This is a genomic window from Zarconia sp. (assembly GCF_057467645.1).
In genome coordinates, this window is the sequence record NZ_JBRJXU010000027.1 from 61,636 (window position 1) to 82,412 (window position 20,777).

18 protein-coding genes are annotated in these 20,777 nt (G+C 49.1%); 8 read left to right on the forward strand and 10 right to left on the reverse strand.

Annotation, left to right across the window (positions count from 1 at the left end; translation table 11 throughout):
• Positions 1-18: 18 nt before the first annotated feature.
• Positions 19-1,038, forward strand: coding sequence for a (S)-8-amino-7-oxononanoate synthase BioU (gene bioU / locus AC2215_RS04300; RefSeq protein WP_486808723.1), 1,020 nt, complete (start codon positions 19-21; stop codon positions 1,036-1,038).
• Here the strand turns inward: bioU and AC2215_RS04305 are convergent.
• On the reverse strand, positions 1,035-1,496 hold the full coding sequence (locus AC2215_RS04305) for an acyl-CoA thioesterase (RefSeq protein WP_486808724.1): 462 nt from the start codon (positions 1,494-1,496) through the stop codon (positions 1,035-1,037). The two genes, bioU and AC2215_RS04305, sit on opposite strands and share 4 nt — an antisense overlap.
• A 551-nt stretch (positions 1,497-2,047) precedes the next feature.
• On the opposite strand from AC2215_RS04305, the gene AC2215_RS04310 reads away from it, so the two are divergent.
• Positions 2,048-2,881 (forward strand): universal stress protein, encoded by an 834-nt coding sequence (locus AC2215_RS04310; protein ID WP_486808725.1) that lies wholly within the window; start codon positions 2,048-2,050, stop codon positions 2,879-2,881.
• A gap of 123 nt (positions 2,882-3,004) precedes the next feature.
• Here AC2215_RS04310 and psbM read toward each other — a convergent pair whose 3' ends face one another.
• Positions 3,005-3,115 (reverse strand): photosystem II reaction center protein PsbM, encoded by a 111-nt coding sequence (gene psbM, locus AC2215_RS04315; protein ID WP_486808726.1) that lies wholly within the window; start codon positions 3,113-3,115, stop codon positions 3,005-3,007.
• A 206-nt stretch (positions 3,116-3,321) separates the two neighbouring features.
• Positions 3,322-3,618: a 2Fe-2S iron-sulfur cluster-binding protein gene (locus AC2215_RS04320; RefSeq protein WP_486808727.1), complete on the reverse strand. Its 297-nt coding sequence runs from the start codon at positions 3,616-3,618 to the stop codon at positions 3,322-3,324.
• Positions 3,619-3,669: 51 nt separating this feature from the next.
• Between AC2215_RS04320 and AC2215_RS04325 the strand changes: the two genes are divergently transcribed.
• From AC2215_RS04325 to lysS, 5 genes are all read left to right on the forward strand, one after another.
• The gene (locus tag AC2215_RS04325; protein ID WP_486808728.1) at positions 3,670-3,945 is read left to right on the forward strand and encodes a hypothetical protein; all 276 of its coding nucleotides are present in this window, start codon (positions 3,670-3,672) and stop codon (positions 3,943-3,945) included.
• Positions 3,946-4,101: 156 nt separating this feature from the next.
• Positions 4,102-6,549, forward strand: coding sequence for an ammonium transporter (amt, locus tag AC2215_RS04330; RefSeq protein WP_486808729.1), 2,448 nt, complete (start codon positions 4,102-4,104; stop codon positions 6,547-6,549).
• A gap of 704 nt (positions 6,550-7,253) precedes the next feature.
• Positions 7,254-7,835, forward strand: coding sequence for a slr1658 family protein (locus AC2215_RS04335; RefSeq protein WP_486808730.1), 582 nt, complete (start codon positions 7,254-7,256; stop codon positions 7,833-7,835).
• Between the two features lie 136 nt (positions 7,836-7,971).
• Positions 7,972-8,316 (forward strand): slr1659 superfamily regulator, encoded by a 345-nt coding sequence (locus AC2215_RS04340; protein WP_486808731.1) that lies wholly within the window; start codon positions 7,972-7,974, stop codon positions 8,314-8,316.
• A 165-nt stretch (positions 8,317-8,481) separates the two neighbouring features.
• Positions 8,482-10,062 carry a lysine--tRNA ligase gene (gene lysS, locus AC2215_RS04345; RefSeq protein ID WP_486808732.1) on the forward strand — a complete coding sequence of 527 codons (1,581 nt, stop codon included), beginning with the start codon at positions 8,482-8,484 and terminating at the stop codon, positions 10,060-10,062.
• On the opposite strand, the gene AC2215_RS04350 is transcribed toward lysS, so the two are convergent.
• From AC2215_RS04350 to AC2215_RS04380, 7 genes are all read right to left on the reverse strand, one after another.
• Positions 10,035-10,214, reverse strand: coding sequence for a DUF4277 domain-containing protein (locus AC2215_RS04350; RefSeq protein WP_486808733.1), 180 nt, complete (start codon positions 10,212-10,214; stop codon positions 10,035-10,037). The two genes, lysS and AC2215_RS04350, sit on opposite strands and share 28 nt — an antisense overlap.
• 238 nt (positions 10,215-10,452) lie before the next feature.
• Entirely contained in the window at positions 10,453-11,541 is a 1,089-nt protein-coding gene (locus AC2215_RS04355; protein ID WP_486808734.1) for a glycosyltransferase family 4 protein, read from the reverse strand.
• Positions 11,542-12,323: 782 nt separating this feature from the next.
• Positions 12,324-13,964 (reverse strand): mechanosensitive ion channel, encoded by a 1,641-nt coding sequence (locus AC2215_RS04360; protein WP_486808735.1) that lies wholly within the window; start codon positions 13,962-13,964, stop codon positions 12,324-12,326.
• Positions 13,965-14,288: 324 nt separating this feature from the next.
• Positions 14,289-15,083 (reverse strand): hypothetical protein, encoded by a 795-nt coding sequence (locus tag AC2215_RS04365; RefSeq protein WP_486808736.1) that lies wholly within the window; start codon positions 15,081-15,083, stop codon positions 14,289-14,291.
• Between the two features lie 381 nt (positions 15,084-15,464).
• Entirely contained in the window at positions 15,465-16,889 is a 1,425-nt protein-coding gene (locus AC2215_RS04370; RefSeq protein WP_486808737.1) for a NupC/NupG family nucleoside CNT transporter, read from the reverse strand.
• A gap of 518 nt (positions 16,890-17,407) precedes the next feature.
• The gene (locus tag AC2215_RS04375) at positions 17,408-17,887 is read right to left on the reverse strand and encodes a hypothetical protein (protein ID WP_486808738.1); all 480 of its coding nucleotides are present in this window, start codon (positions 17,885-17,887) and stop codon (positions 17,408-17,410) included.
• Positions 17,888-18,223: 336 nt separating this feature from the next.
• Positions 18,224-18,946, reverse strand: a complete 723-nt coding sequence (locus AC2215_RS04380; RefSeq protein ID WP_486808739.1) for a GNAT family N-acetyltransferase — start codon at positions 18,944-18,946, stop codon at positions 18,224-18,226.
• Between the two features lie 752 nt (positions 18,947-19,698).
• On the opposite strand from AC2215_RS04380, the gene AC2215_RS04385 reads away from it, so the two are divergent.
• The gene (locus AC2215_RS04385; protein ID WP_486808740.1) at positions 19,699-20,343 is read left to right on the forward strand and encodes a hypothetical protein; all 645 of its coding nucleotides are present in this window, start codon (positions 19,699-19,701) and stop codon (positions 20,341-20,343) included.
• Positions 20,344-20,777: the final 434 nt, after the last annotated feature.

Sequence of the window (20,777 nt, forward strand, 5' to 3'; positions counted from 1 at the left end):
TAAGTAAAGCGAGTTACCATGAGTAGCACTCGATCGATCGACAACGAGTTTCAACATCCCATTCGAGTCGGCATCCTGGGATTTGGAGGACTCGGACAGGCCGCGGCCCGGATTCTGGTCCCCAAACGCGAAGCCCTCTGGGTTGCCGGAGCCGATCGCCACGGGTACGCCTACAACGAGGGGGGATTAAATCCCGACGAGTGCATTGCCGCCTACGCTCGACAGGGGTCTTTGGGGCACTTGCAATCCGATGGAACCCTGAGCGATCGCAGCATTCAAGACTTAATCGAAAACGCCACCGCCGTTGAGGGATATTTCCTCGCATTGCCCAATCTCCCCAATACCTTCATGGCATCGGTTGCCCGACAGTTCGTCGAAATGGGATGGAAAGGGGTACTCGTGGATGCCCTCAAACGCACCAGTGCCGTCGAACAGCTTTTAGAATTGCAAGGGGAGCTGCAAGACGCGGGGATTACCTATCTCACCGGGTGCGGCGCCACCCCCGGACTGCTGACGGCTGCTGCTGCCGTTGCCGCCCAAAGCTATGCCGAAATCCACAGCGTCAAAATTACCTTCGGCGTGGGCATTGCTAACTGGGAAGCCTATCGCGCCACCATCCGCGAAGATATCGCCCATATGCCGGGATACGATGTGGCAAGAGCCAGTCAGATGAGCGATGCGGAAGTTGAAGCCCTGCTCGACAAAACCAACGGCATTTTGGCCCTCGAAAATATGGAACACGCCGATGACATCATGCTCGAACTTGCGGGTATCGTCTCCCGCGATCGAGTTTCCGTTGGTGGAATCGTCGATACTCGGAATCCGAAAAAACCCCTGAGTACCAACGTTCGCGTCACCGGCCGCACCTTTGAAGGCAAAATCTCTACCCATACCTTTACCCTCGGAGATGAAACCAGCATGGCTGCCAACGTCTGCGGACCGGCGTTCGGCTATCTCAAAGCCGGTATTTCCCTCCATCGGCGAGGGTTGCACGGTTTGTTCACCGCCGCCGAAGTGATGCCGAAATTCCTGCGTTAGGTGGAGCGCTCCGCTAAAACTTCAGCCAGAGGAGCGGGCAGCCGTCGCATAATCTTACCCTTTTGGCGATCGACGGCCACTAAGGTGACGCGAGCGGTGAGGTAGAGAATCTTCCCGTCGGGCGATCGAATTTGATAGTCCCAGTTCAATCGCACCCCCGACGGCGGTTCCATGTAAGCCTTGACGACGGCACTCGTTCCCATCGCCATGGATTGGTGATAGCGAACGGAGAGTTCGACGACGGGTAAATCGCAGCCCAGAGCCACCAAATCGGCAAACTCAATCCCGGCAAGGCGCAAGTATTCGACCCGTGTTTCTTCCATCCAGGCGATATAAGTACCGTGCCAGACGATGCCTGCATAGTCGGTATGGTGGGGATGCGCTCGCACTGGGTATTCAAACCATGGGAGTTCCGGGGCGATGGACGAACTATTGTCGTTCTTTCGAGGTGTTTTCATGGATCGATCTCCATCGTTGATGCAGGGGGTAAATAGACTTCTGGTGGAAAAGGGTTAAGGGTTAAGGGGGAAAGGGATAAAAAATGTATGAATTCGGTATCTAAATTGATTTTATTTTTGATTTCTGGAGATATCTAATGGAAAGGGGTTTGGGTGAGCTGCAATCGCCGTTGGCGCCAGTGTCTTGATGCGTTTCGAGAATCGTGACTTCTCTGATTCCTCCAGAACCGTGCGAACCATTTCATTACCAAGACTTTCTGTCAAGGTATGCGTTACAAAACGTGCCAAAACGCTACATTTCTCATGATTTTCCGTTAGTGGTTCGGCTTATGCTGGAATTTGAGGAACCGCGCGCGATCGCGCCGACGAGTGGGTGAAATTTAATCCTACCCTCGAACGCGAACTCCCCCATCACCGTCTATCTGCCGTGGGGTTCGATCCATTAGACCCTAAGGACGAAGCGATCGCCCAAAAGCCTTCATTTTAGGGTTTCTCAATTTTGAAAAGACCCGATTAAAAAATACCATCCTGTTGTTCGGACTTTGATAGATATGATTGAAAAAATTGTCGTTGCTGTTGCCGGACGGGGACTGTGCGAGGAAATGATGAATCAATTGCTCGACATTCCCGCAATTGCCCGCGCCTCGATTACCGTTTTGCACGTCGTTCCTTCTCAAGTTACCGCAGACGGGATGGCCGAAGCCCTCGAAGAAGGCGGTCGAGTCCTCGCCCAAGCGGTTCAAAGCATTAAAGCCGAGCCGGCAAAACTCAACCCTCGCCTCAAGCAAGGAGACGCGAAAACTATTGTTTGCGAAGTCGCCGAAGAGGAAAACGCAGACCTTATTATTATGGGGTCACGGGCATTAGGACGTTTGCGCTCGATTTTGGATAACTCCGTGAGTCAGTACGTCTTCCAACTCACGGGTCGACCGATGCTTTTGATTAAAGATGGCATCTTCGTCCGAAAGCTCAAGCGGGTGATGGTGGCGCTCGATAAATCGGATTCCGCCAAACAAGCTTTAAAATTGGCTTTATTCCTCACTCGAGATATTAAAGGCGCGCAAGTGATACTCGCTCGCGTCAACCCCAGCAATCCCAAAAGCCGACCGGAAGATGACCCAGTCATCGCCGAGGCGATTCGAGAGGTGAAAAATATGGGCGTTGACTGTCGTGCTGTCACCAGTGAAGGAAAAGCCGGTCCGGAAATCTGCAAAATGGCAGAAGATACCAACGCCGATTTATTAATTTTGGGATCGCCCGATCGCCGTCCGTCCGTCGCGAAAGGACTGCCCGATCTCGATCGCCTTTTAGGTCAATCTCTGTCGGATTACGTCCGAGTTTATGCCGAGTGTCCGGTGCTACTTGCCCGTTTCCCGGAAAATTAAGCCGAGCGTTTAAAAATTAAGTTCGATCGAAAACGAGGGAAGATGAAAATACATTCTTCTTCCCTCGTTCTGTCTTTATTTCTTAGTTTTTATCCTAAGAAATAACGTGCCAAATCGTCAATTTTATTCTTGCTTTTCACTACTTTGTGTTTGAATGTACAAGATAATTAGAAACACAGAGGGCACTATGACAAACAGAAGGCTTGCAAGATAGCCTAACTGGTTAGTTTCCATCGAATCGGGCCTCTAAAGAACTTTAAAACGAAGTCTCTTTACAATACCATTAGGAATAGACGTTCGGGAACAGTTCCCTGGCGAGTTTGACAGAAAAAGTTAACTGCACTGGGAATTCAGAAGGATTTCGGCGGTTTAACAGAGCCATTAACCGTACGTTTCAGGCTCGAGCGGGTCGATCCCACCGTCGATCGCGCCCGCCAACCCTAGGGCTTGGTTTTAACGCTCACATCTCCATGAACCATTGCCTGACAGGCAAGACGGTAAGACTCTGGCTTTTTCTTGAGTTTGCGCTCCTCGAACTTAGTGCGGGGGGAAAGGTTCTCCATGCCAGCGACAATATCCACGACGCAAGTACCGCACTGACCGTATCCGCCGCAGTTGGTGAGCTTGCCCCAGGTTTTGTAAATATCGACACCGTTTTCTAGGGCTTTCGTCCTTAAATTTGCACCATCTGCGAAGAGGGCTTCTTTATTTTCATCTACAAATTTAATGGTTGCCATTTTTTCTTTAGCGTTACTATTTGTTAATAATCTTAACAATTTAAGTCGCCGATGGAGATCGCTTTTCCTCAGATGGGGATGAAGCATCGAAAATCCACAACCCATCGAAGCGTTATCGAAGCGGAGACCGAAAAAAAAGATGGGCCCTGGCAACGCGGTTCGATTTCTTCGGTCGTGGCGACTCCCCCGATGGTGGCTTCCGACCACCCCAAGCTGTGGGTGGTCGATCGTGCCTCAACCCCCCTCATCAGCTTGAAGCCGAGATCGAATGCTCCCGAGATCTCCCTCGAACCCAGCAAATTTTGTAAAAAATTTACCAGAATTTAACCCGACCGGGAGTGTTAGATAATAGAGTCGTGCGTTCAAAATTTTTACCGTCCCCTCTCCTCATGGCGCGAGGAAAGTCACTGGGGAACAATAAGGAGCAGGTCGTCGGTGGTTGATATTCTTTGGCTCTTGGTTTGCGCGGGCTTGGTTTTCCTGATGCAACCAGGATTTATGTGCTTGGAGTCCGGGCTGACACGCTCCAAGAACAGCATCAACGTGGCGGTCAAAAACTTTGCGGACTTCGGCATTTCCGCCTCACTCTTTTGGGCTTTTGGCTTTGCCGTGATGTTCGGTGCGACTCAAGCGGGGGCCATTGGGACGACCAATTTCTTCGTCACCCTCGAATCGAACCCCCAACTGGCAGCATTCTTCTTATTTCACATGATGTTTTGCGGTACGGCGACTACCATCGTGTCCGGAGCCGTTGCCGAGCGGATGAAATTTCAATCTTACCTGCTCGTCGCCTGCCTCAGTTCGGGTCTGATTTATCCCCTGTTCGGTCATTGGGCGTGGAACCTTTCCCCAGAGGGGATGCGAGTCGGTTGGCTCGGACATCTGGGATTTGTCGATTTTGCCGGTAGTACCGTCGTTCACAGCATTGGGGGCTGGATTGCCCTGGCGGCACTCATCGTCATCGAACCGCGCTCCGGTCGCTTTCCCAAAGACGGCAAGCCCCAAAAAATACAAGGCTCCAACTTACCGTTGTCCGTTCTCGGCACGATGCTGTTGTGGATGGGTTGGTTGGGGTTCAACGGGGGCAGTATGTTGCACCTCGACGAAAGCATCGCCCAAATTATGGTCCATACGGTTCTGGCCGGGGTTGCGGGTTTAGTCGTGGCGATGATCGTGAGTTGGCGGCGCAGCAAGGTGCCCGAGGTCGAGTTGCTCCTCAACGGTTCCCTCGCCGGTTTAGTGGCGATTACTGCATCCTGCGATTACGTGACCACCCCCGAAGCGATTCTCATTGGAGGTGTGGGAGGTGCCGTGATGACGGGATTGAAACAGCTCCTGGAAAGGTTTTGTATCGATGATGCCGTCGATGCGGTTCCCGTGCATTTGGGAGGAGGGGTTTGGGGAACCTTTGCCCTGGCTTTATTTGCCGATCCCGATCGCCTCCATACGGGTTTAGAACGCTCCGAGCAACTCCTCGCCCAGCTTGTTGGTATTGGAACCTGTGGGATTTGGGCGTTTGGGCTGACTTACCTGCTGCTGAGATCGATCGATCGCATCTTTCCCTTGCGGGTGTCTCTCGAAGACGAACAGATGGGGTTGAACGTCTCGGAACACGAAGCGAAAACCGAAATTCACGATTTGTTTAAGGTGATGGATTCCCAAGCCCAAACCCAAGATTTGAGCTTGCGAGTGCCGGTGGAGCCTTTTACCGAAGTGGGTCAGATTGCCAACCGCTACAACCAGGTGATGGACGCTTTAGAAGAAGCCGTTGCCCTCACCAGTGCGATCGTCACCACCGCCACCGATGCGATCGTCACGTTTACCCAACCTCACCTCAAAATTGTCACGGCCAATCCCAGTGCGGAGTTGATTTTTGGTTACTCGACGCAGGAGCTCACCGGGACGATGGTGGAGGGTTTGTTTGAAATCCCGAACTTAGAGCCATCCAACGATCGCAGTTGGGTGGAAAAGCTACTCGTCCGAGAAAGACAGGAACTGTTCGGACGTCGAGCCGATGGATCGATTTTCCCCCTCGAAGCCACCATCACCCAAGCGCGAGTGGGCGATCGCATCTTCTATACCGGCACCTTTCGCGATATTTCCGAACGCAAGCAAGCCGAAGCCCGACTCAAACTCGCCAACCAAGAAATTCAAATGCTCAACCGACGCTTGCAAGCGGAGAATACCCGCTTGGGGGCCGAAGTGGAGGTCAGCCGCCGCCTCCAGCAGATGCTATTACCCAAAGAATACGAGTTAGAGCAAATCGATGGCTTAGAGATTTCCGGTTTCATGGAACCGGCTACCGAAGTCGGAGGCGACTATTACGACGTTCTGGCCCGTAACGGAACGGTCAAAATTGGCATCGGGGATGCAACGGGACACGGACTCGAAAGTGGGGTTCTGACGCTGATGGTGCAAACAGCCGTCCGGACGCTACTCGAAAATAACGAGACCGACCCCACAAAGTTTATGGATGTCCTCAATCGGACGATCTATAACAACATCAAACGGATGAACTCCGATAAAAACATCACCCTGGCTCTGCTAGACTATCGGGATGGCAAGCTGCGGGCGAGCGGCCAGCACGAAGAAATCCTCGTGTTTCGCGCTAACGGCAACATCGAACGAATCGATACCATCGATTTGGGCTTTCCCCTGGGAATCGAAGCGGATATTACCGACTTCGTGTGCGATACCCATATCGAACTCCAAGCCGGAGATCTCGTCGTTTTGTATACCGACGGGATTACCGAAGCCGAGAATAGCAACGGCGAATTTTACGGACTCGATCGACTCTGCGAAATCGTCGAGCGCAACGCCCATCGATCCGCGCGACAAATTCGAGAAATCGCGATTGAGGACGTGCGCGCCTATATCGGTTCCCACAAGGTTTACGACGATATCACCTTACTGGTGATGAAACAAAAATAGCGACCGGCGAAGGTGGGAAGTTGGGGCTATAATGTACTCGGTTGTAGCAACAACGTCACAGGTCGTCCCATCGTGGGTCTCGGGATTTTCGCCGGACACCGGTTGCGTAAGGGACGAACTGACCAAACGGTTGAAACCTAAACCCTCCGCTACGCTTCGCCCCGTCCTTCTGAGATGGATTTTGCCAAAATGTAGTGGGTTTGAGGTGAAAAAACCGCGAGAACCGGCCCGACAGTTCGGGTCCAAACAGTGCCATACGACTGCCTAGGCAATAAGAAAGGAAAGATCGCGAGCAGCGATCGCTCGAAAAAAAGCGCAGTCAGTCTTGCGAAGGACTGAACGATATAGAAGAATATTTTCGGAGAAATCCGCGTACCGCGGGCACACGGAAACGTACCTTGAAAAAGGTAAACGCTTGGAGAGTAGTCCATTAAAAGGGTATTTAGAGATCGAGCGATCTTCTATTGAACTCGGACTAGACATAATCGTGTAAGACCTAAGTATGGGTCACCCAAAAAAGGCCGTGATTAGCTCAAGAATCCCCGTCCTTCTAAGATGAGGAAGTGTCAAAGCTGCACCAGTTCGTCGGCGAAAAGTAAGGGCAAACTTGCTTGCGCCGGAAGTTAGAGACTCGATCGCGATTCCCGAAATCTGATGGAGGGCAGTCGATCGGCAATCAGTGGTTTGGGAGAGACTTGGCAACCATGACTCAAATCTTTGGCGATTTCGATGAAGGACTACCGATTAGTGAAGAATTTCTGGTCATTGGTTTTTCTCCTTCTTCGATTCCGCTCAAGCAGCGATGGCGCAATAACGGACTATCGGCCGATTTTATGGCAGACTACTTGATGACGTTCTTTTTGGGCAACGATCGCGATCCGGCTTTAAGGCACAAACAAGCAGAAATTAAAAGTGCGATCGGCTTCATTGCCAATGAATTATTGGAAAATGCAATGAAGTTTAACGACGAATCGTCACACTACCCCATTAGCATCCGGCTTCAATTGTATGCCGGTCAGCTGATGTTTGTCACCCAAAATAGCGTCGCCCCCGAGCGGGTTCCCCATTTTAAGCATTTCCTTGCGGAACTTACGGCTTCCGATCCGGCGGAAATGTACATTCGTCAGCTTGAAAAGAATGCCCTCGAAGAAAATCCAACCAGTTCGGGATTGGGTTTTTTAACCATGATGAGCGACTACTTTGCCAAACTCGGATGGAAATTCGAGACCGTACGCCAAGATCCGAAAACAATTACCGTGACTACAATGGTACAGCTAACAGTATAGTCAGTATAGTTTAGTCCTCCCCATGGAGAAAGTAACACAGAGCGGGGCGATCGCCCTCGATCTTCGACCTTAGTGAGATCGGGTGTCGATCCCAATCTCGCGAAACCCGTCACCATTGAGAACTGACAACGAAGTTATGGAAATCAAAACCGAAGACTACTGCATCGGGTATGACAAAGAAACGGCAACTGTAAGCTGCCAGGGGTCGCTACGTCTAGGTGGTATGGAAGAATACAAACCCATTATCGCCCTACTCGATGATGTCGCTGAAACCGAACCCCCTCAGATTATTCTCAACCTGCGCGAACTGGAGTTTCTCAATAGTTCTGGTATTAGCATGCTCTCGAAGTTCGTCATCAAAGTCCGTCACAAGAAGAATGTTGAAATGATCGTGCAAGGATCGAATCAAATTCCTTGGCAGGGGAAATCCTTGAAAAACTTGCAGCGTTTGATGCCATCCCTGACATTGGAGTGGGCTTAAAGGCTGCACTCGCATCTGAGGGCTTTTTCAATTTCGCGCCACCGCTCGACATCAACAAATTGAACGGTACGGTCCCTTGACGATAACCCTCAAACAACAAGCAGTTCAATTGTCCGTGCTAGACTGATAAAGTTTCAAAAAAGTTTCAATCGATCGCGCCAAACTATGTTCTGGGCTGACAAAATTGCTGCGGGTACCCAAGGCGAACAAGTTGTTAACGATTCAAAAACGCCTTCGGGTCGCGTTCATGTGGGGTCTTTACGTGGAGTTGTCATTCACGATGTCATCTACCGCGCCCTCAAACGCGCAGGAAAACCCGTTCGCTTTTTGTATGGTGTCGATGACTACGATGCCCTCGATACCGTCCCCAAGTACCTGGATCGAGATAGATTTGCTCCCTATTTAGGCTTTCCGCTGTGCAACGTCCCCGCTCCAAACGAGACGAGCAGCGATTACGCTAAATTCTTCATGGGGGAGTTTCTCGAAGTCTTCGACTACCTCGGCGTGAAACCCGAAGTGTACTACTTGAGAGATTTCTATCGTTCGGGTCAACTCAATCCTTATATCGATACATTTTTAAAAAACGCCCACCTCGTTCGCGAAGCCTATCAACAGGTGAGTAAAGCCAGTCGTCCCGACAATTGGTATCCGTTTCAGGTCGTGTGCGAGAACTGCGGCAAAATTGCCACCACGGTCGTCACCGACTATAACGGTTCGGAAGTCTACTATACCTGCAAGCCCGAAGCCACCGACTACGTCGATGGTTGCGGACATTCGGGTTGGGCTTCTCCCTTCGATGGTAATGGAAAATTGCCCTGGAAAGTGGAGTGGGTTGCCAAGTGGCAGCTTCTGGGGGTCACCATTGAAATGGCCGGAAAAGACCATTCCCAAAAGGGAGGGTCTCGGGATGTTGCCAATGCCATTTGTCGGAAAGTTTTAAAGGAACAACCGCCGTTTCATGCCCCGTACGAATTTATTTTGGTCAATGGCACCAAGATGAGTTCATCTAAAGGGGTGGGGTCGAGTGCGAAAGAAATTGCCGAATTACTTCCCGCAGAACTATTGCGCTTTTTAATGTTGCGGACGCAGCCGAAAACGGCGATTAATTTTGCGCCCAACTACGAAAATATTACGCGGTTGTTTCGGGATTACGACACTTTAAACGAGAAATATCAAACACAACTCGAAACTCAAACTGAGGTGGAACTGACGAAGGAGTTACTACCGCTGTTTTATTCTCAACTCGATGAAGAGATAGAAACCTACCAGGCGTTCGATGTGAGTACGTTAATCTCTTTGTTGCAGGTTCCTCACTTGGATATTAAAGCGGAGATCGACAAACGTAGCGATCGGCCTCTGAGTGAGAACGATTGGAAAATTATCGATCGTCGGATTGCCGTCGCCAAAAAGTGGTTGGAAGACTATGCCGATCCCGAAGAGAAGCTAACGATTTACTTCGATCGTCTTCCCGATACCGTCAAAGATTTAACGCCAGAACAAATTGAGTATTTAACTGGACTCAAAGAAGGATTAGCAGCCCTCGAAACTTGGGATGCCGAGGCATTGCAAACGGCTATCTTTTCGGCAGCGAAAGCGCGATCGATTTCTCCGAAAGTGGCATTTCCGGCAATTTACTATTCTTTCTTGGGTAAAGAACGCGGACCGAAAGCGGGGGGATTATTCTCTTATTTAGAGCGAGAGTTTGTTCTCAGGCGAATTCAGGAGGCGATCGCGCTAAATAGTTGAGCCACGCCATCATCCCAGATTTTGTCGAGTACCTTCTGGAGAGAGTCATCATTGAGATGTGATGCTTTCATCTCTTCCCTTAACCTGTGGAATGTGCGTTCTACCTGAGTAGTTACGAAATTTTTAAAAACAAGCAAAACCGGAAGAGTCACTTAGCCTGGATTATTCACAACGCCGATCGTAAATGCCTGAAACCCTTAACAGTCGTCGAATTCGGGAATTGTCGATCGATTACAAACTGTAATTTGGACACAACTCATCAATCGACTGAGACTGAAGGCTTTCGGCTGTTTGGAGAAGGTTCTCATGAATAATGCAGGTTAGGTAAAAATTGAGGAAAGTTATCCTAAAAATTGAATAGTTTTCCTACTTTTTGTGAGAAATTCAGGTTTAGCTGTCTGAGCAAAAAGTCAAGATTCGATCTACACTATCTTTCAGCGAAAATTTTTGGGCGACATACTTTCTTGCTTCTAATCCTCTCTCAATTACTTCTTCAGGATTGTCAAGACAGTAATTCAAGCAATTAGTTAATGTTGTAACATCCTCATTTTCAAAAAAAAAGCTACTTGGGCTAGCAACTTCCAACAACACTCCCATCTTAGAGACAATAGAGCAAGTTTGTAAACTAGAAGCCTCAAGCACAGTATAGCCAACAGGTTCCTCCCATCGAGAAGGATAAACTAAAGCCAGTGCATTTTTGATTCTTACTAAAACTTCTTCGTGAGAAAGTTTGCCTAAAAATTGAATATGATTCAAGACATTAAGTTGTAAAGATGATTTTTTAAAATGCTTTAACTTTGGACCATCTCCAATTACTAAAACTCGGAAATCTTGACGTTTATTTAAAAGTAACTGTGTGGCTTTTATTAGAATATCGATACCTTTATCATAATGTATTCTACCAGCAAATACAAAAGTATATGGGAAAGATAAGTCGGTTAATTTTTTATAATTAAATTCATTAGATATTTCTATAGGATTATAGACGGTTGTAATTTTCCAGGGTAAGATGCAACACTTACTTAAAGTTTGACTGGCAGCAATGTGGTGAGTAGCTACTGAAGCAGTGGCAAGTCGTTTGCATAGTCTTGCCCATCTCCTAACTGAATAAATAGTTCGATCGTATATATGACGATCGAACTTAGGCATAGAATCAATGATTTCTGCCTTTATCTGTTTCAAGAAAGACATTTTTATATACTGAAAATGAGTCGTTCCATAAATTGGATAATGATATTTAAGGATAATTTTTTTACCAAGAATTTTTGCCATTAAAGCAAAAAGCAAATGATTAGAGTTTAAGTGAACAATATCTGCCCAAACTATGTTTTCTAAATAGTAATTAAGGTTATTTTTTTTGGTGGTCATAATCCTGACCTTAACTTTATTTTGTTGAAGTCCAATTGAAAGAACTTTAATGTAAGCAAATACGCAAGAAATATCGTCTTCATCTTGATTATGTTGAAGTAAAATTTTCATTTTCTTAGATTTGAAGTTTATTTTAGAATCTTTATCTTTTTGTTTAAGAATTATATCAGCAAAATCAGAAAAGTTTTTTCCTATTTTGGAAAAGAGTGAACTCTGTTTATTGACATTTATTCTAAGGATTTAGGTGTAAGATTTAGGGATATCTGACCCGTCCCAGCTATGAGAGGTTAGACGAAGAAATCCATCACCGAACGTCTTTGGAAGCGATAAGTTTGGACGAGAGCGAGTAAATTGGCGGTCAGCTCGAAAGGCTCCAAAGAACGAGAGCCACCACTAACCTTGCGTTTAGTGGTACTTTGACAAAAATTGGTGTTATTTTTACCTCAAACCCTTCTATCGCAAGGATTATAGATCGAAATGATAGAAACCTGACAAGCTTCAGGACTTGAGCCATTTTTATGAGTTTAACCTAAATCCTATTCCCAGCAAGGGTTTCAGCTCCGAAAGGGGTTGAAAGCGATCGAAGTACCAAGATATAGCGCTACGCGCTAGGGAACGGGGAACAGTAGACTCTCGCAAGAGTTTCAGAATTTAGAAATGTCCTAACTCATTTGCGTAGTGCTATAAGGCTGTAACCAAATGAAAAGAGCGCCCAAACCTCGTTTTTGGTTTGAGCGCGCAAACGTAAAGCGATTCAGTTGAAGGGAGAGCTTCTACATGAAGTTCCAAAGAATTTTCGAGCTTACGAGAGGTTCCCCAAAACACAAACGCTAGAATCTAAAATAAGAATGAAGAATTCAGTCTGGTTTTCTCAATTCTCCATTCTGTGGAACCTAAGCTTCAGGGGTTGACCTGGGAGCTTGTCTTTGAGGCGCTTTACCTCCGGGTCGAGCGCCTGTTTTTTGTTGGAACGAAGCCAAGAAAATCCGGGTTTGCTCTGCGGCAATATCGCGACCTCCCAAACCAAAGGCCAGAGCAATCGCCACGGCGATCGCGCCGAGCAATAAGCCAAAGGCTAAGTTCACGATTTCCGGAGCTAGACCGATACTTTGCAGTGCCATCGCACCGACAAAGATAATAATCGTCACCCGAGCCGCCTGACCCAATAACTGGGACTGAGAGCTACCGGAGCTGGCAATTAAGCTGTAAGCGAAGTTGGCTAAGTACAAACCGACCGCGAACACGACCAATCCGACAAGAATTTGTCCCAAAATCACCAACAGGCCGGACACGATAACGCTGAGAGCTTCAAACTCTAAGGTTTCAACCGCAGCAATCAGACCGAGGAGAATAACGCCCACCCAGGCAATGATACCGACGAATTCTGCGGGAGTGCGAGATTGAAGAGTGGTGGACTCTTCATCAGCAGCTGAATCCGCAGGGGATTGAGACATGCCGGGCAATCCCAGGATCGAAGGTAGGTTGTTAAAGCCGAGGCTCGTGAGGATATTGGTGACAAAGTCGCTGACAAAGCGTCCCATGGCAAAGAAGACTGCCAGAATCGCACTTGCAGCAAAGATGCGCGGGATGTATTGGAGGACTTGTTCGAGCATTCCGATCGCCGGATCGGAAACGGCTTCGATTTGCAGGGCTTCCAAAGCCGCGATCGCCGTGGGAATCAATACCAGTACGTAGACGATCGTACCGGCAATTCCCGAGAGGGATGTCCCGCCCTCGGTGGAATTGAGGCCAAATCTCTCTCCGATCCGATCGACACCCGTTGCCGACAGCAAGTTGGTGGCGATTTCCCGAACGATGCGGGCGACAAACCAGCCGATCGCACCGATAATGACCGCTTCGAGAACCCGAGGCAGTGCGGAGAGGATTTGGTCGAGCAGGTTCTGAACCGGTCCGAGAGGCCCTTCCAACTGCAAGGTATCGAGAATCGGCGTCAGGAAGAAGAGGAAGATAAACCAATATAGGGCATTGCCTAAGGTTTCGCTGAGAACGAACGGACTCTCTCCGCCACTTTCAGCGAGTCGATCGTCCAAGCGCAACGGTGCCAAAATTCTCATCAGCAGCGTTTTGGCCAGGGTTGCCAGAACCCAAGCCAAACCCAGCAGTAATGCCGCACCACCCACTTTGGGTAAATATTCGAAGATGGTGTCGAGGAAGGTACCGATGGGACCCGAGACAAATTCCAAGCCTAGGGCATCGAGAAATGCCACCAGACCGAATAACAAGACAATCCACCGAATGGTCTCTGAAGCCCAATGTTCGATGGGGTAGTCTGCACCTCGTTGCGAACCAGAAAGCCAACGGGCAATTTTGTTATCGATACTCGTGCGATTGAGAATTGCTTTGACAAACCAGGCCGCCAACAGCGACCCGAGCCAAAATGCCACTAGAATGACGATTGCTCCGAGTAATCTAGGTAGCGTTTCTCCAAGAGTAGAGCCGAGTTCGTTCAAAAAGCTGCTCAAGTCCGCTTGAGCTAATAGCTGCCCGCGATCGGCTCCGAGCCAGTCGGGCATGGATGTGAGATACCGTATGTGAGTCATAAGTTCTGCGCGTTGACGCTCCTAAATTTAAGAGTTCTAGGAAAACGCGCCCTCCATTTGGTCTTATTACAAGAAACTCAATTGAGTTTTCAAAGTCATTCAACAAGCATTGAACAAGTTATGTAACTGTACGGGGAGCAAAGTATTCTGGTTGCACCCAGATTGTTTGTGAAAACAGCCCATGCACCCCGACACTGCCCGAGGGGGCAATACATGGGATTATCTTACAGAAATTGACCCGATCGCGAAAGTATTGTCCGATAAGACTTTTTGAGGAGGCGTCGATCCCCGATCGAGCTAAGGCGATCCTGACCGATCTGGGGTTTGCAGGCTGCCGGCTAAAGCGGCGATCGCGCTATCGAGGGATGCTTGACCTTCTTCGGTTGTCGAGACAACTAACATCAGCACGTTTCGATCGACTTGGCGCACAAAAACCCGACCGCTTACAGGTTGCATGCCACTCGCACTCAAGGTTCCCGTCCACGGCAACAGAATTTCTCCGGGAGCAACCGGTTGTACCGCACCGGGTTGAAATCCCTCTCCCCCGTGCAAGGTTTCGATGGCGATCTGAGCCAGAGCATTCGGACTCAGACTTTGGTTTGTGGCTCTTTGCCGAACGATGGCAGTGTATGCTAGAGCGCGATCGCTCGATTCGATAATGGGTATGCCCGCGACAGAAGAAACTTGATAACCATCGAGGATACCGATTTCAAATCGACCGTCTTCTCGATACGTGCCCTGACCCAAACTCAATCCGAGGGTATTTTCGGGTAAGCCGGTGACTGGAGCGGGTGCAGGGGTAGTGGCTGGCGTGGGAGTCGGTGTCGGGGGGGCAGCTGGGGCCGGTGTGGTGGCCGGAGCGGGTGCGGGGGCCGGTTGTGCCGCTGGGGCCGGCGTGGTGGCTGGAGCGGGTGCGGGGGTCGGTTGTGCCGCTGGAGCGGGTGTTGGGGGGGCCGCTGGCCCAGGAGACTGTGCCTGGACTCTCGTAGAATAGAAGGAAGGGTGTTCTCGATCGCCAAAATATCCACCCACGAGTACGACTAAAGTCGCGAGCGTACCTAAACCCAATTGCCACAATCGATTTCGCTTCATCGGTTTTTATCCTCGTTGACCTACTTTAACTGGAGTTTTGCATCAGAACGAAGGGATCTGAAATCTGGGTATGGACTGACTGTATGAAGTGGATCGACCTAGCTTCCCGAGTGACGGTAAGCCTGAGTTGAAAATCAGATGCGATCGCGTTAGACGCTTTCGTTCGGGCAGCGCCCCCGCCAGCACGAGCATCTCGATCGCGTTTGCCATGGATGGCAGCCTGAGGATATCCTTCCCTGAATGAGTGCCGCAATCGCACTCACGAGTCAACCGGATTTCAGATCGCACATGACCCAACACTGGGCTTTAATTTCTCTGTGCGGGCACGATTATGGGAACGAGCCGCAACCGCGCACTCGCGCAACGTTATCGACCCATCTCCTATTTACCCAACACCATAGTGCTGTCACCAAAATAGAATAACCCGGCGACGCATCCCGTCATCAGAGTGGCTAAAGTCGCTGCCCACAGAGATTTCCAGGCAATATTGCTAATTTCGTGGCGACGCTCGGGAACCAGACCCGCGAGTCCTCCCACGAAAATTCCCATGGAGGGAATATGAGCAAATCCGCACAAAACGTAGCTGACGATCAGCATGGCCCGATCGCTAATCGCACCGGTTGCATTCAGGTTGGCCAGGGAAAGATAGGGGGGAATCGAGGTTTGCAGGACTCGTTGCCCGATGAGAACGGAAGATTGCCAGAGTTCTTGGGAATCGAGGGAAACCCCCGTCAGAAAAGTGAGAGGAACGAAGAGAACGCCGAAAATATTATTTAACGTCACCACTGAAAAAAGTTTGCCGATCGGTTGCAACAGAGCGATCGAACTATTTTCCAAACCGGCCAAACCGGCAAAGAGAGAATCGAGCAGTGCCACCAAGCCAATAATGGCGACGATGACGGCGGCAATCCCAACGGCCATTTTTACCCCATCCATGGCCCCAATAATTAAGCTATCCATGGGGCTGGGTTTGGAGGCGTCTTCGTCTTCGGGGTCTTCGGGAACCACTCCCAGGGTTTTGGGGACCTCCTTCTCGGGAACGATAATTTTGGCGATCGCGAAACAGGCGGGAATGGTGAGAATTGATGCCGACATCAAATGTCCGGTAATGGTGGGGAACGTTCCCCGCAAAAAGCCGGCGTACAACCCCAAAACCGTAGAGGCGATCGAACCGAAGCAACTGGCAAGGATGGCACACAGTTCGCTGCGGGTCATCTCCATCAGGAAGGGTTTCACGGCGATCGCCGATTCGATCCCGACGAAAATATTGGCAGCACCGGATAAGGATTCTGCACCGCTAATGCCCAAGGTGGCGCGGAAGATTTTGGCAAACACCTTGACGACGGGTTGAATGATTCCCAGACGGTAGAAAAGGGCGACGATGGCGCTAAAGAAGATCACCTGGGGTAAGGCACGAAAGGCAAAAAGATAGCCTAAGTTGAGGGTGGTATCCCCAAGGCGATCGCCGGGAACGGCCACGTAAGAATCCCCCAGGGTTCTGGCAAGCCAACGACCCGCATCTCCAGGTCCGGGAACGATTCCGGGCTTGGGAACGACGATCGAACCGAACAGAAAGCGCGCTCCTGATTCGCTCGCATCGATTAAGACATTGAGGATATTGCCCAAGTCAGCAATGCGATCGCGGGTGAAGGGAACCTGAAACACGAGAATGCCGATGGTCAGTTGCAAACTGATTCCCCAAATGATGACTTTCCACGGAATCGCCCGGCGATCTTCCGAGCCCAGCCACGCGATCGCGCACAAACCCCCAATTCCTACCAGGGAAATCAAGTTCAAAATGCTCATAAGCCTTGCTCGCATCCTCAAGGAAAAGTCATTTTCCCCATCACGTCATCAAGACATTACCGCAAAAGTGAGTCGGTGAGGTATTGAAGCTTACGTATCGATACATTTAGCGCTCTGTTGACCGTTTCTCGGTCAGAATTCAGCCTTCAGGCATCAGGCCTCGCTTTTTCAGCGATTTAAGAATTTTCAAAAATCCCGATCGATACCGCGAAATCATTTGCGCTCGGTTCTGGCGCCGATCTCTAAATGTTTATCCCTGAAGGCTTGGGTTTATCGATTGAAAAAATTTCGCTCGCCGCGCTATATTTTGAGTGGAACCTGTTGAGCTCGTGCCATCGTATATATGGAGCGTTAGGCAAGCGCAACCCCCTTCAAACGCGAGAAACTTCGCGAAGACTCAGGTTTGTTGCTGCGAATTCCGAGCGAAAAACTTCAGATGATTTCCTGTCTGTTTACGATTTCCAGCCAATGATTTTGCCCTCAATTTGAGGGGCGAAACCTTGAGCTGAAGTCGATTTTTACGACACCGTGACGAGCTTTCGACTTTGACTCACAGGACGACGTACGAGGCGAATCGTACTGGGTAGAACGCCAACGAGCAAGGATAGCGCTTCATCTGGAATTTTACTCACCGTTTCCGAGTCGAAATAGTGCTCGAACTGAGTCACCAAGGTTTGCGCGCGTTGAATGGGAACTGGGTTTTCCGTAAGCTGCTCTGTCAAACGAATCCAATGCCGACGGATGAGGTACGCTTTCTGTCTCTGGTCGTATTTCTCGGGAGCGACAAGCTGCAAGTCACCCACCGGCAGAATACGACGAGCGCCAACGTCAAAAAAACCCCCTACCGCAGCACCGGGACCGGCAAACTCTGCATAGTACCGCTTGTAGATAATGATGCCGTTACGGCGGCTGCCATCGACGATTAAGAGCTGCCCGCTGTTGAGCTGGGTCAGAAGCTGAGATGGCTGTGCGGATTTAACTAGACTTAAAGACGACATGCCTCTACTTTCCCTGCGATCGAATTGGCTAAAAACAGCACTTTACCGTTCCTAGCAACTTTAACCTCAAAAAATATTCTACGAACGACAGATCGATTCAGCTTTTTTTGAGTAGATTTTCGATCGCTTAAAAATATCTAAACGATCTTAATAAACTGGGATTCGATCTCCCTAGGTAGACGGCTATTTCAAAAATAGAGCGACGCTTCCCTTATCAATAGAATATCACAGAAGCCCCTATTTAGGATTCTGCCAATCAGCACAACGTCTCTTAATATTTTCGCTTTTGTCTCGTGCTCATCATGCTTGCCATTGACAAGCTAATCTACATTATATTCACCGAGATTGAGATACGGCAAGATGCTTGCGCAAAAATAGTCGGCGCGACCTTCCGAGCAGCCAAGATTCCCAGGTTTCTTCAACTTGTAGCGATGTATACCCTAACTTCTGATAGAGTTGTCGGGCTTGGTGGTTATTTTCGAGAACGTGCAGGTAGAGATCCGAAAAACCCCACTCCCTGGCAATTTGCTCGCAGGTCGCTAAAAGTTGCCAAGCCGCACCCTGCCGGCGAAATTGCGATCGGACGGCCAGATTGGAGATATAAGGATATTGTTGGGTGGAAACGCTCCACATGGGGGAAGACCGCAGGGCGATCTCGACAAGACCGACAAGACGATCGCCCTTTACCCCACCGCCATCGGCAACAAGACAAACGTAATGAGAGGATGGAGTGCGCAGTCGATGCCGCATATCTTCATAAATACCCAAGCGCAAGAACGGTCGCATCCAGCGTGCTATGCCATCGCCAGGATGAAAACTTTCCGTCAGAATATCGGCTAGCTCTCTTAAATCTTGGGCTCGGATCGTGCGAATGGTAACGGGAGTCCAGCCAACTCCCGGTTTGGGAGGAATGGGAGACCTGGAGATTGAGTCAAAGAAGCAGGGATTCACAATTTTCCAAGGTTCGACTGAGGTCGCTTGACGTTCTAATGACAATCGGAGATTGTTGCTGGGATTGAGTTCCCCGAGTCTTGCCCTAGAGCCGGTCAAAGACTTCAAGCCACATCGGGAACACCTCATGCATTTCCGTCAGGGACGATCGAGGACACTATTGCCTTATATCTTACTAAAGCTTGGACGTTTCCACGGCCGTTCGGAGCCGGGATCGCCACTGGGTAAGGCTGCTGACCGATCTTAGGGGAAAAGACGCGCAGATAGAAACAACACGCAGACGAAGGGTCCGGTTGACGTTAATTTACAAGAAAACTCGCATATGAGGGGTCTCTCTAATCCCCCCGGTGGGGGGGGAACACCGGTATTGTCGAAGGAGCGATCCCCAATGTGTGAGATCGGTAGATCGCCTTCGATTTCGATCTGGGATGATGTGAGCGGTTGTGGATGCGATCGGGTCGCCTTCAGACGCTGAAACCCTCTTTCTGTATGGCATACGCCGAAAGTCTTTTATCGCTTCACAATGGCTTCACAATTCTTTCGTTGTGTCGCATCTGCGGCTCCACCGGTGCTTTCATTCAGGTGCGATCGTGGGTTACATACCTACGTTTTGGGGATGAAAAACACCAGTTTTCCGTATTTACTCGGATTTAACCATCGAGTGTCCCCATTTTTTTCTTTACGCAATCGTACTTAACTTTGCAATTCTTTTATATAATTTCTGTTTAAAATCGTAGTTAATACAAACGTTCAATAAGCTTTACACTATCTTTACAGATATTTCACGTAGGCTTCACCCAACAAACCTATAAATTCCGGTATCTTATATCATCAGTTGGTGAGTCTACAGGAATCAAGTTATGACAACAAATCCCTTGAAGAAATACGTGCTTTCTGCGTTATTACTTCCAAGTACTGTTTTTTGTGCATCCACTCTTCCTTTAGCGGTTCTAAGCTCTCAAGAAGTGGCAATCGAATTACAAGATGAAACCGTTTTTACCGGACAAATTCGAGAAATTGCTACCCCTTATCTTGCTCTCGCAACAACACTCAGCGCCGTAGTTGGTGTTGCGGGTGTGGCTATAACGGGCTGGCAACAGTCTAAGGGTCAATCGGCTCGATTAGAGGCACAGTTAGCACAACATCAAAAAGCGCTCAAAACCACAGAGGAAAAACTCGAAGAGCTCAAACTGTCTACATCAGTTCTTGAAGCCAGTGGGTTGGAGAATTTTATTGAAGAGCGAGACTCTCAAGTTGCGAATCAGGCTTCAATTCAAACGCCGTCTTCTGAAGAACAAAAGTTCGTTCAAGAAGAGATGCCAGCGCTAAAGGATGTCGATCTGATGGCTTCTATCTCGTCAGAACCTTCCGATCGCATTGAATCGGTTCAAAATCAAGTGCAACAAATGAAGAGTCAATTAGAAATTTTGCAAAACGCATTAGCGTCTGCATCGAATGCAGTTGTCTTCGATGCGTCGATGTCTGACTTAGCAAAGTCGAGTTAAGTTTTTTGCCAGACCAATTGCTTTTAATTCTTGAAGCAATATTTGCAAGTGACAAGCTTTTTTTGACTGTTAGGGGTGAACGCACTTTTCTGCCATATCGAGTGAATTTCTAGCCGTATTGGAGATAAGTTTTTATCGGAAATTCTACTCTATCGACTCTCGATTTTTCAACTAAAGTTGCGTTCCGAACCGAGCGATTCAAAATTCCTCCAACGTGATTGTTTCTGTCATCATTTCGATCGAGACAAGGATGATGAAAAATTAACGCCGATCGCACTCGAACTGAAAAAATCGATCTGAAGTTATCGCTTCTCCACAAAGTCCGAGAAATCGCTCCCTTTTAATTGTTCGTTTGAGGGTCGATCGTCTCAAGAGCGAGCGATCGCATCCCGCTCGAACTGACAACGATCTCTGTATAACCAGAACCCTGGTTA

What these genes read in the sequence shown, in the direction of transcription:
- AC2215_RS04385 (WP_486808740.1), top strand. Translation starts at nt 19,699, where the DNA reads ATGACAACAAATCCCTTGAAGAAATACGTGCTTTCTGCGTTATTACTT.
- AC2215_RS04360 (WP_486808735.1), bottom strand. Translation starts at nt 13,964, where the DNA reads ATGCCCGACTGGCTCGGAGCCGATCGCGGGCAGCTATTAGCTCAAGCG.
- AC2215_RS04325 (WP_486808728.1), top strand. Translation starts at nt 3,670, where the DNA reads ATGGAGATCGCTTTTCCTCAGATGGGGATGAAGCATCGAAAATCCACA.
- AC2215_RS04355 (WP_486808734.1), bottom strand. Translation starts at nt 11,541, where the DNA reads ATGAAAATTTTACTTCAACATAATCAAGATGAAGACGATATTTCTTGC.
- amt (WP_486808729.1), top strand. Translation starts at nt 4,102, where the DNA reads ATGCAACCAGGATTTATGTGCTTGGAGTCCGGGCTGACACGCTCCAAG.
- AC2215_RS04375 (WP_486808738.1), bottom strand. Translation starts at nt 17,887, where the DNA reads ATGTCGTCTTTAAGTCTAGTTAAATCCGCACAGCCATCTCAGCTTCTG.
- AC2215_RS04310 (WP_486808725.1), top strand. Translation starts at nt 2,048, where the DNA reads ATGATTGAAAAAATTGTCGTTGCTGTTGCCGGACGGGGACTGTGCGAG.
- psbM (WP_486808726.1), bottom strand. Translation starts at nt 3,115, where the DNA reads ATGGAAACTAACCAGTTAGGCTATCTTGCAAGCCTTCTGTTTGTCATA.
- AC2215_RS04370 (WP_486808737.1), bottom strand. Translation starts at nt 16,889, where the DNA reads ATGAGCATTTTGAACTTGATTTCCCTGGTAGGAATTGGGGGTTTGTGC.
- AC2215_RS04305 (WP_486808724.1), bottom strand. Translation starts at nt 1,496, where the DNA reads ATGAAAACACCTCGAAAGAACGACAATAGTTCGTCCATCGCCCCGGAA.
- lysS (WP_486808732.1), top strand. Translation starts at nt 8,482, where the DNA reads ATGTTCTGGGCTGACAAAATTGCTGCGGGTACCCAAGGCGAACAAGTT.
- bioU (WP_486808723.1), top strand. Translation starts at nt 19, where the DNA reads ATGAGTAGCACTCGATCGATCGACAACGAGTTTCAACATCCCATTCGA.
- AC2215_RS04340 (WP_486808731.1), top strand. Translation starts at nt 7,972, where the DNA reads ATGGAAATCAAAACCGAAGACTACTGCATCGGGTATGACAAAGAAACG.
- AC2215_RS04320 (WP_486808727.1), bottom strand. Translation starts at nt 3,618, where the DNA reads ATGGCAACCATTAAATTTGTAGATGAAAATAAAGAAGCCCTCTTCGCA.
- AC2215_RS04365 (WP_486808736.1), bottom strand. Translation starts at nt 15,083, where the DNA reads ATGAAGCGAAATCGATTGTGGCAATTGGGTTTAGGTACGCTCGCGACT.
- AC2215_RS04335 (WP_486808730.1), top strand. Translation starts at nt 7,254, where the DNA reads ATGACTCAAATCTTTGGCGATTTCGATGAAGGACTACCGATTAGTGAA.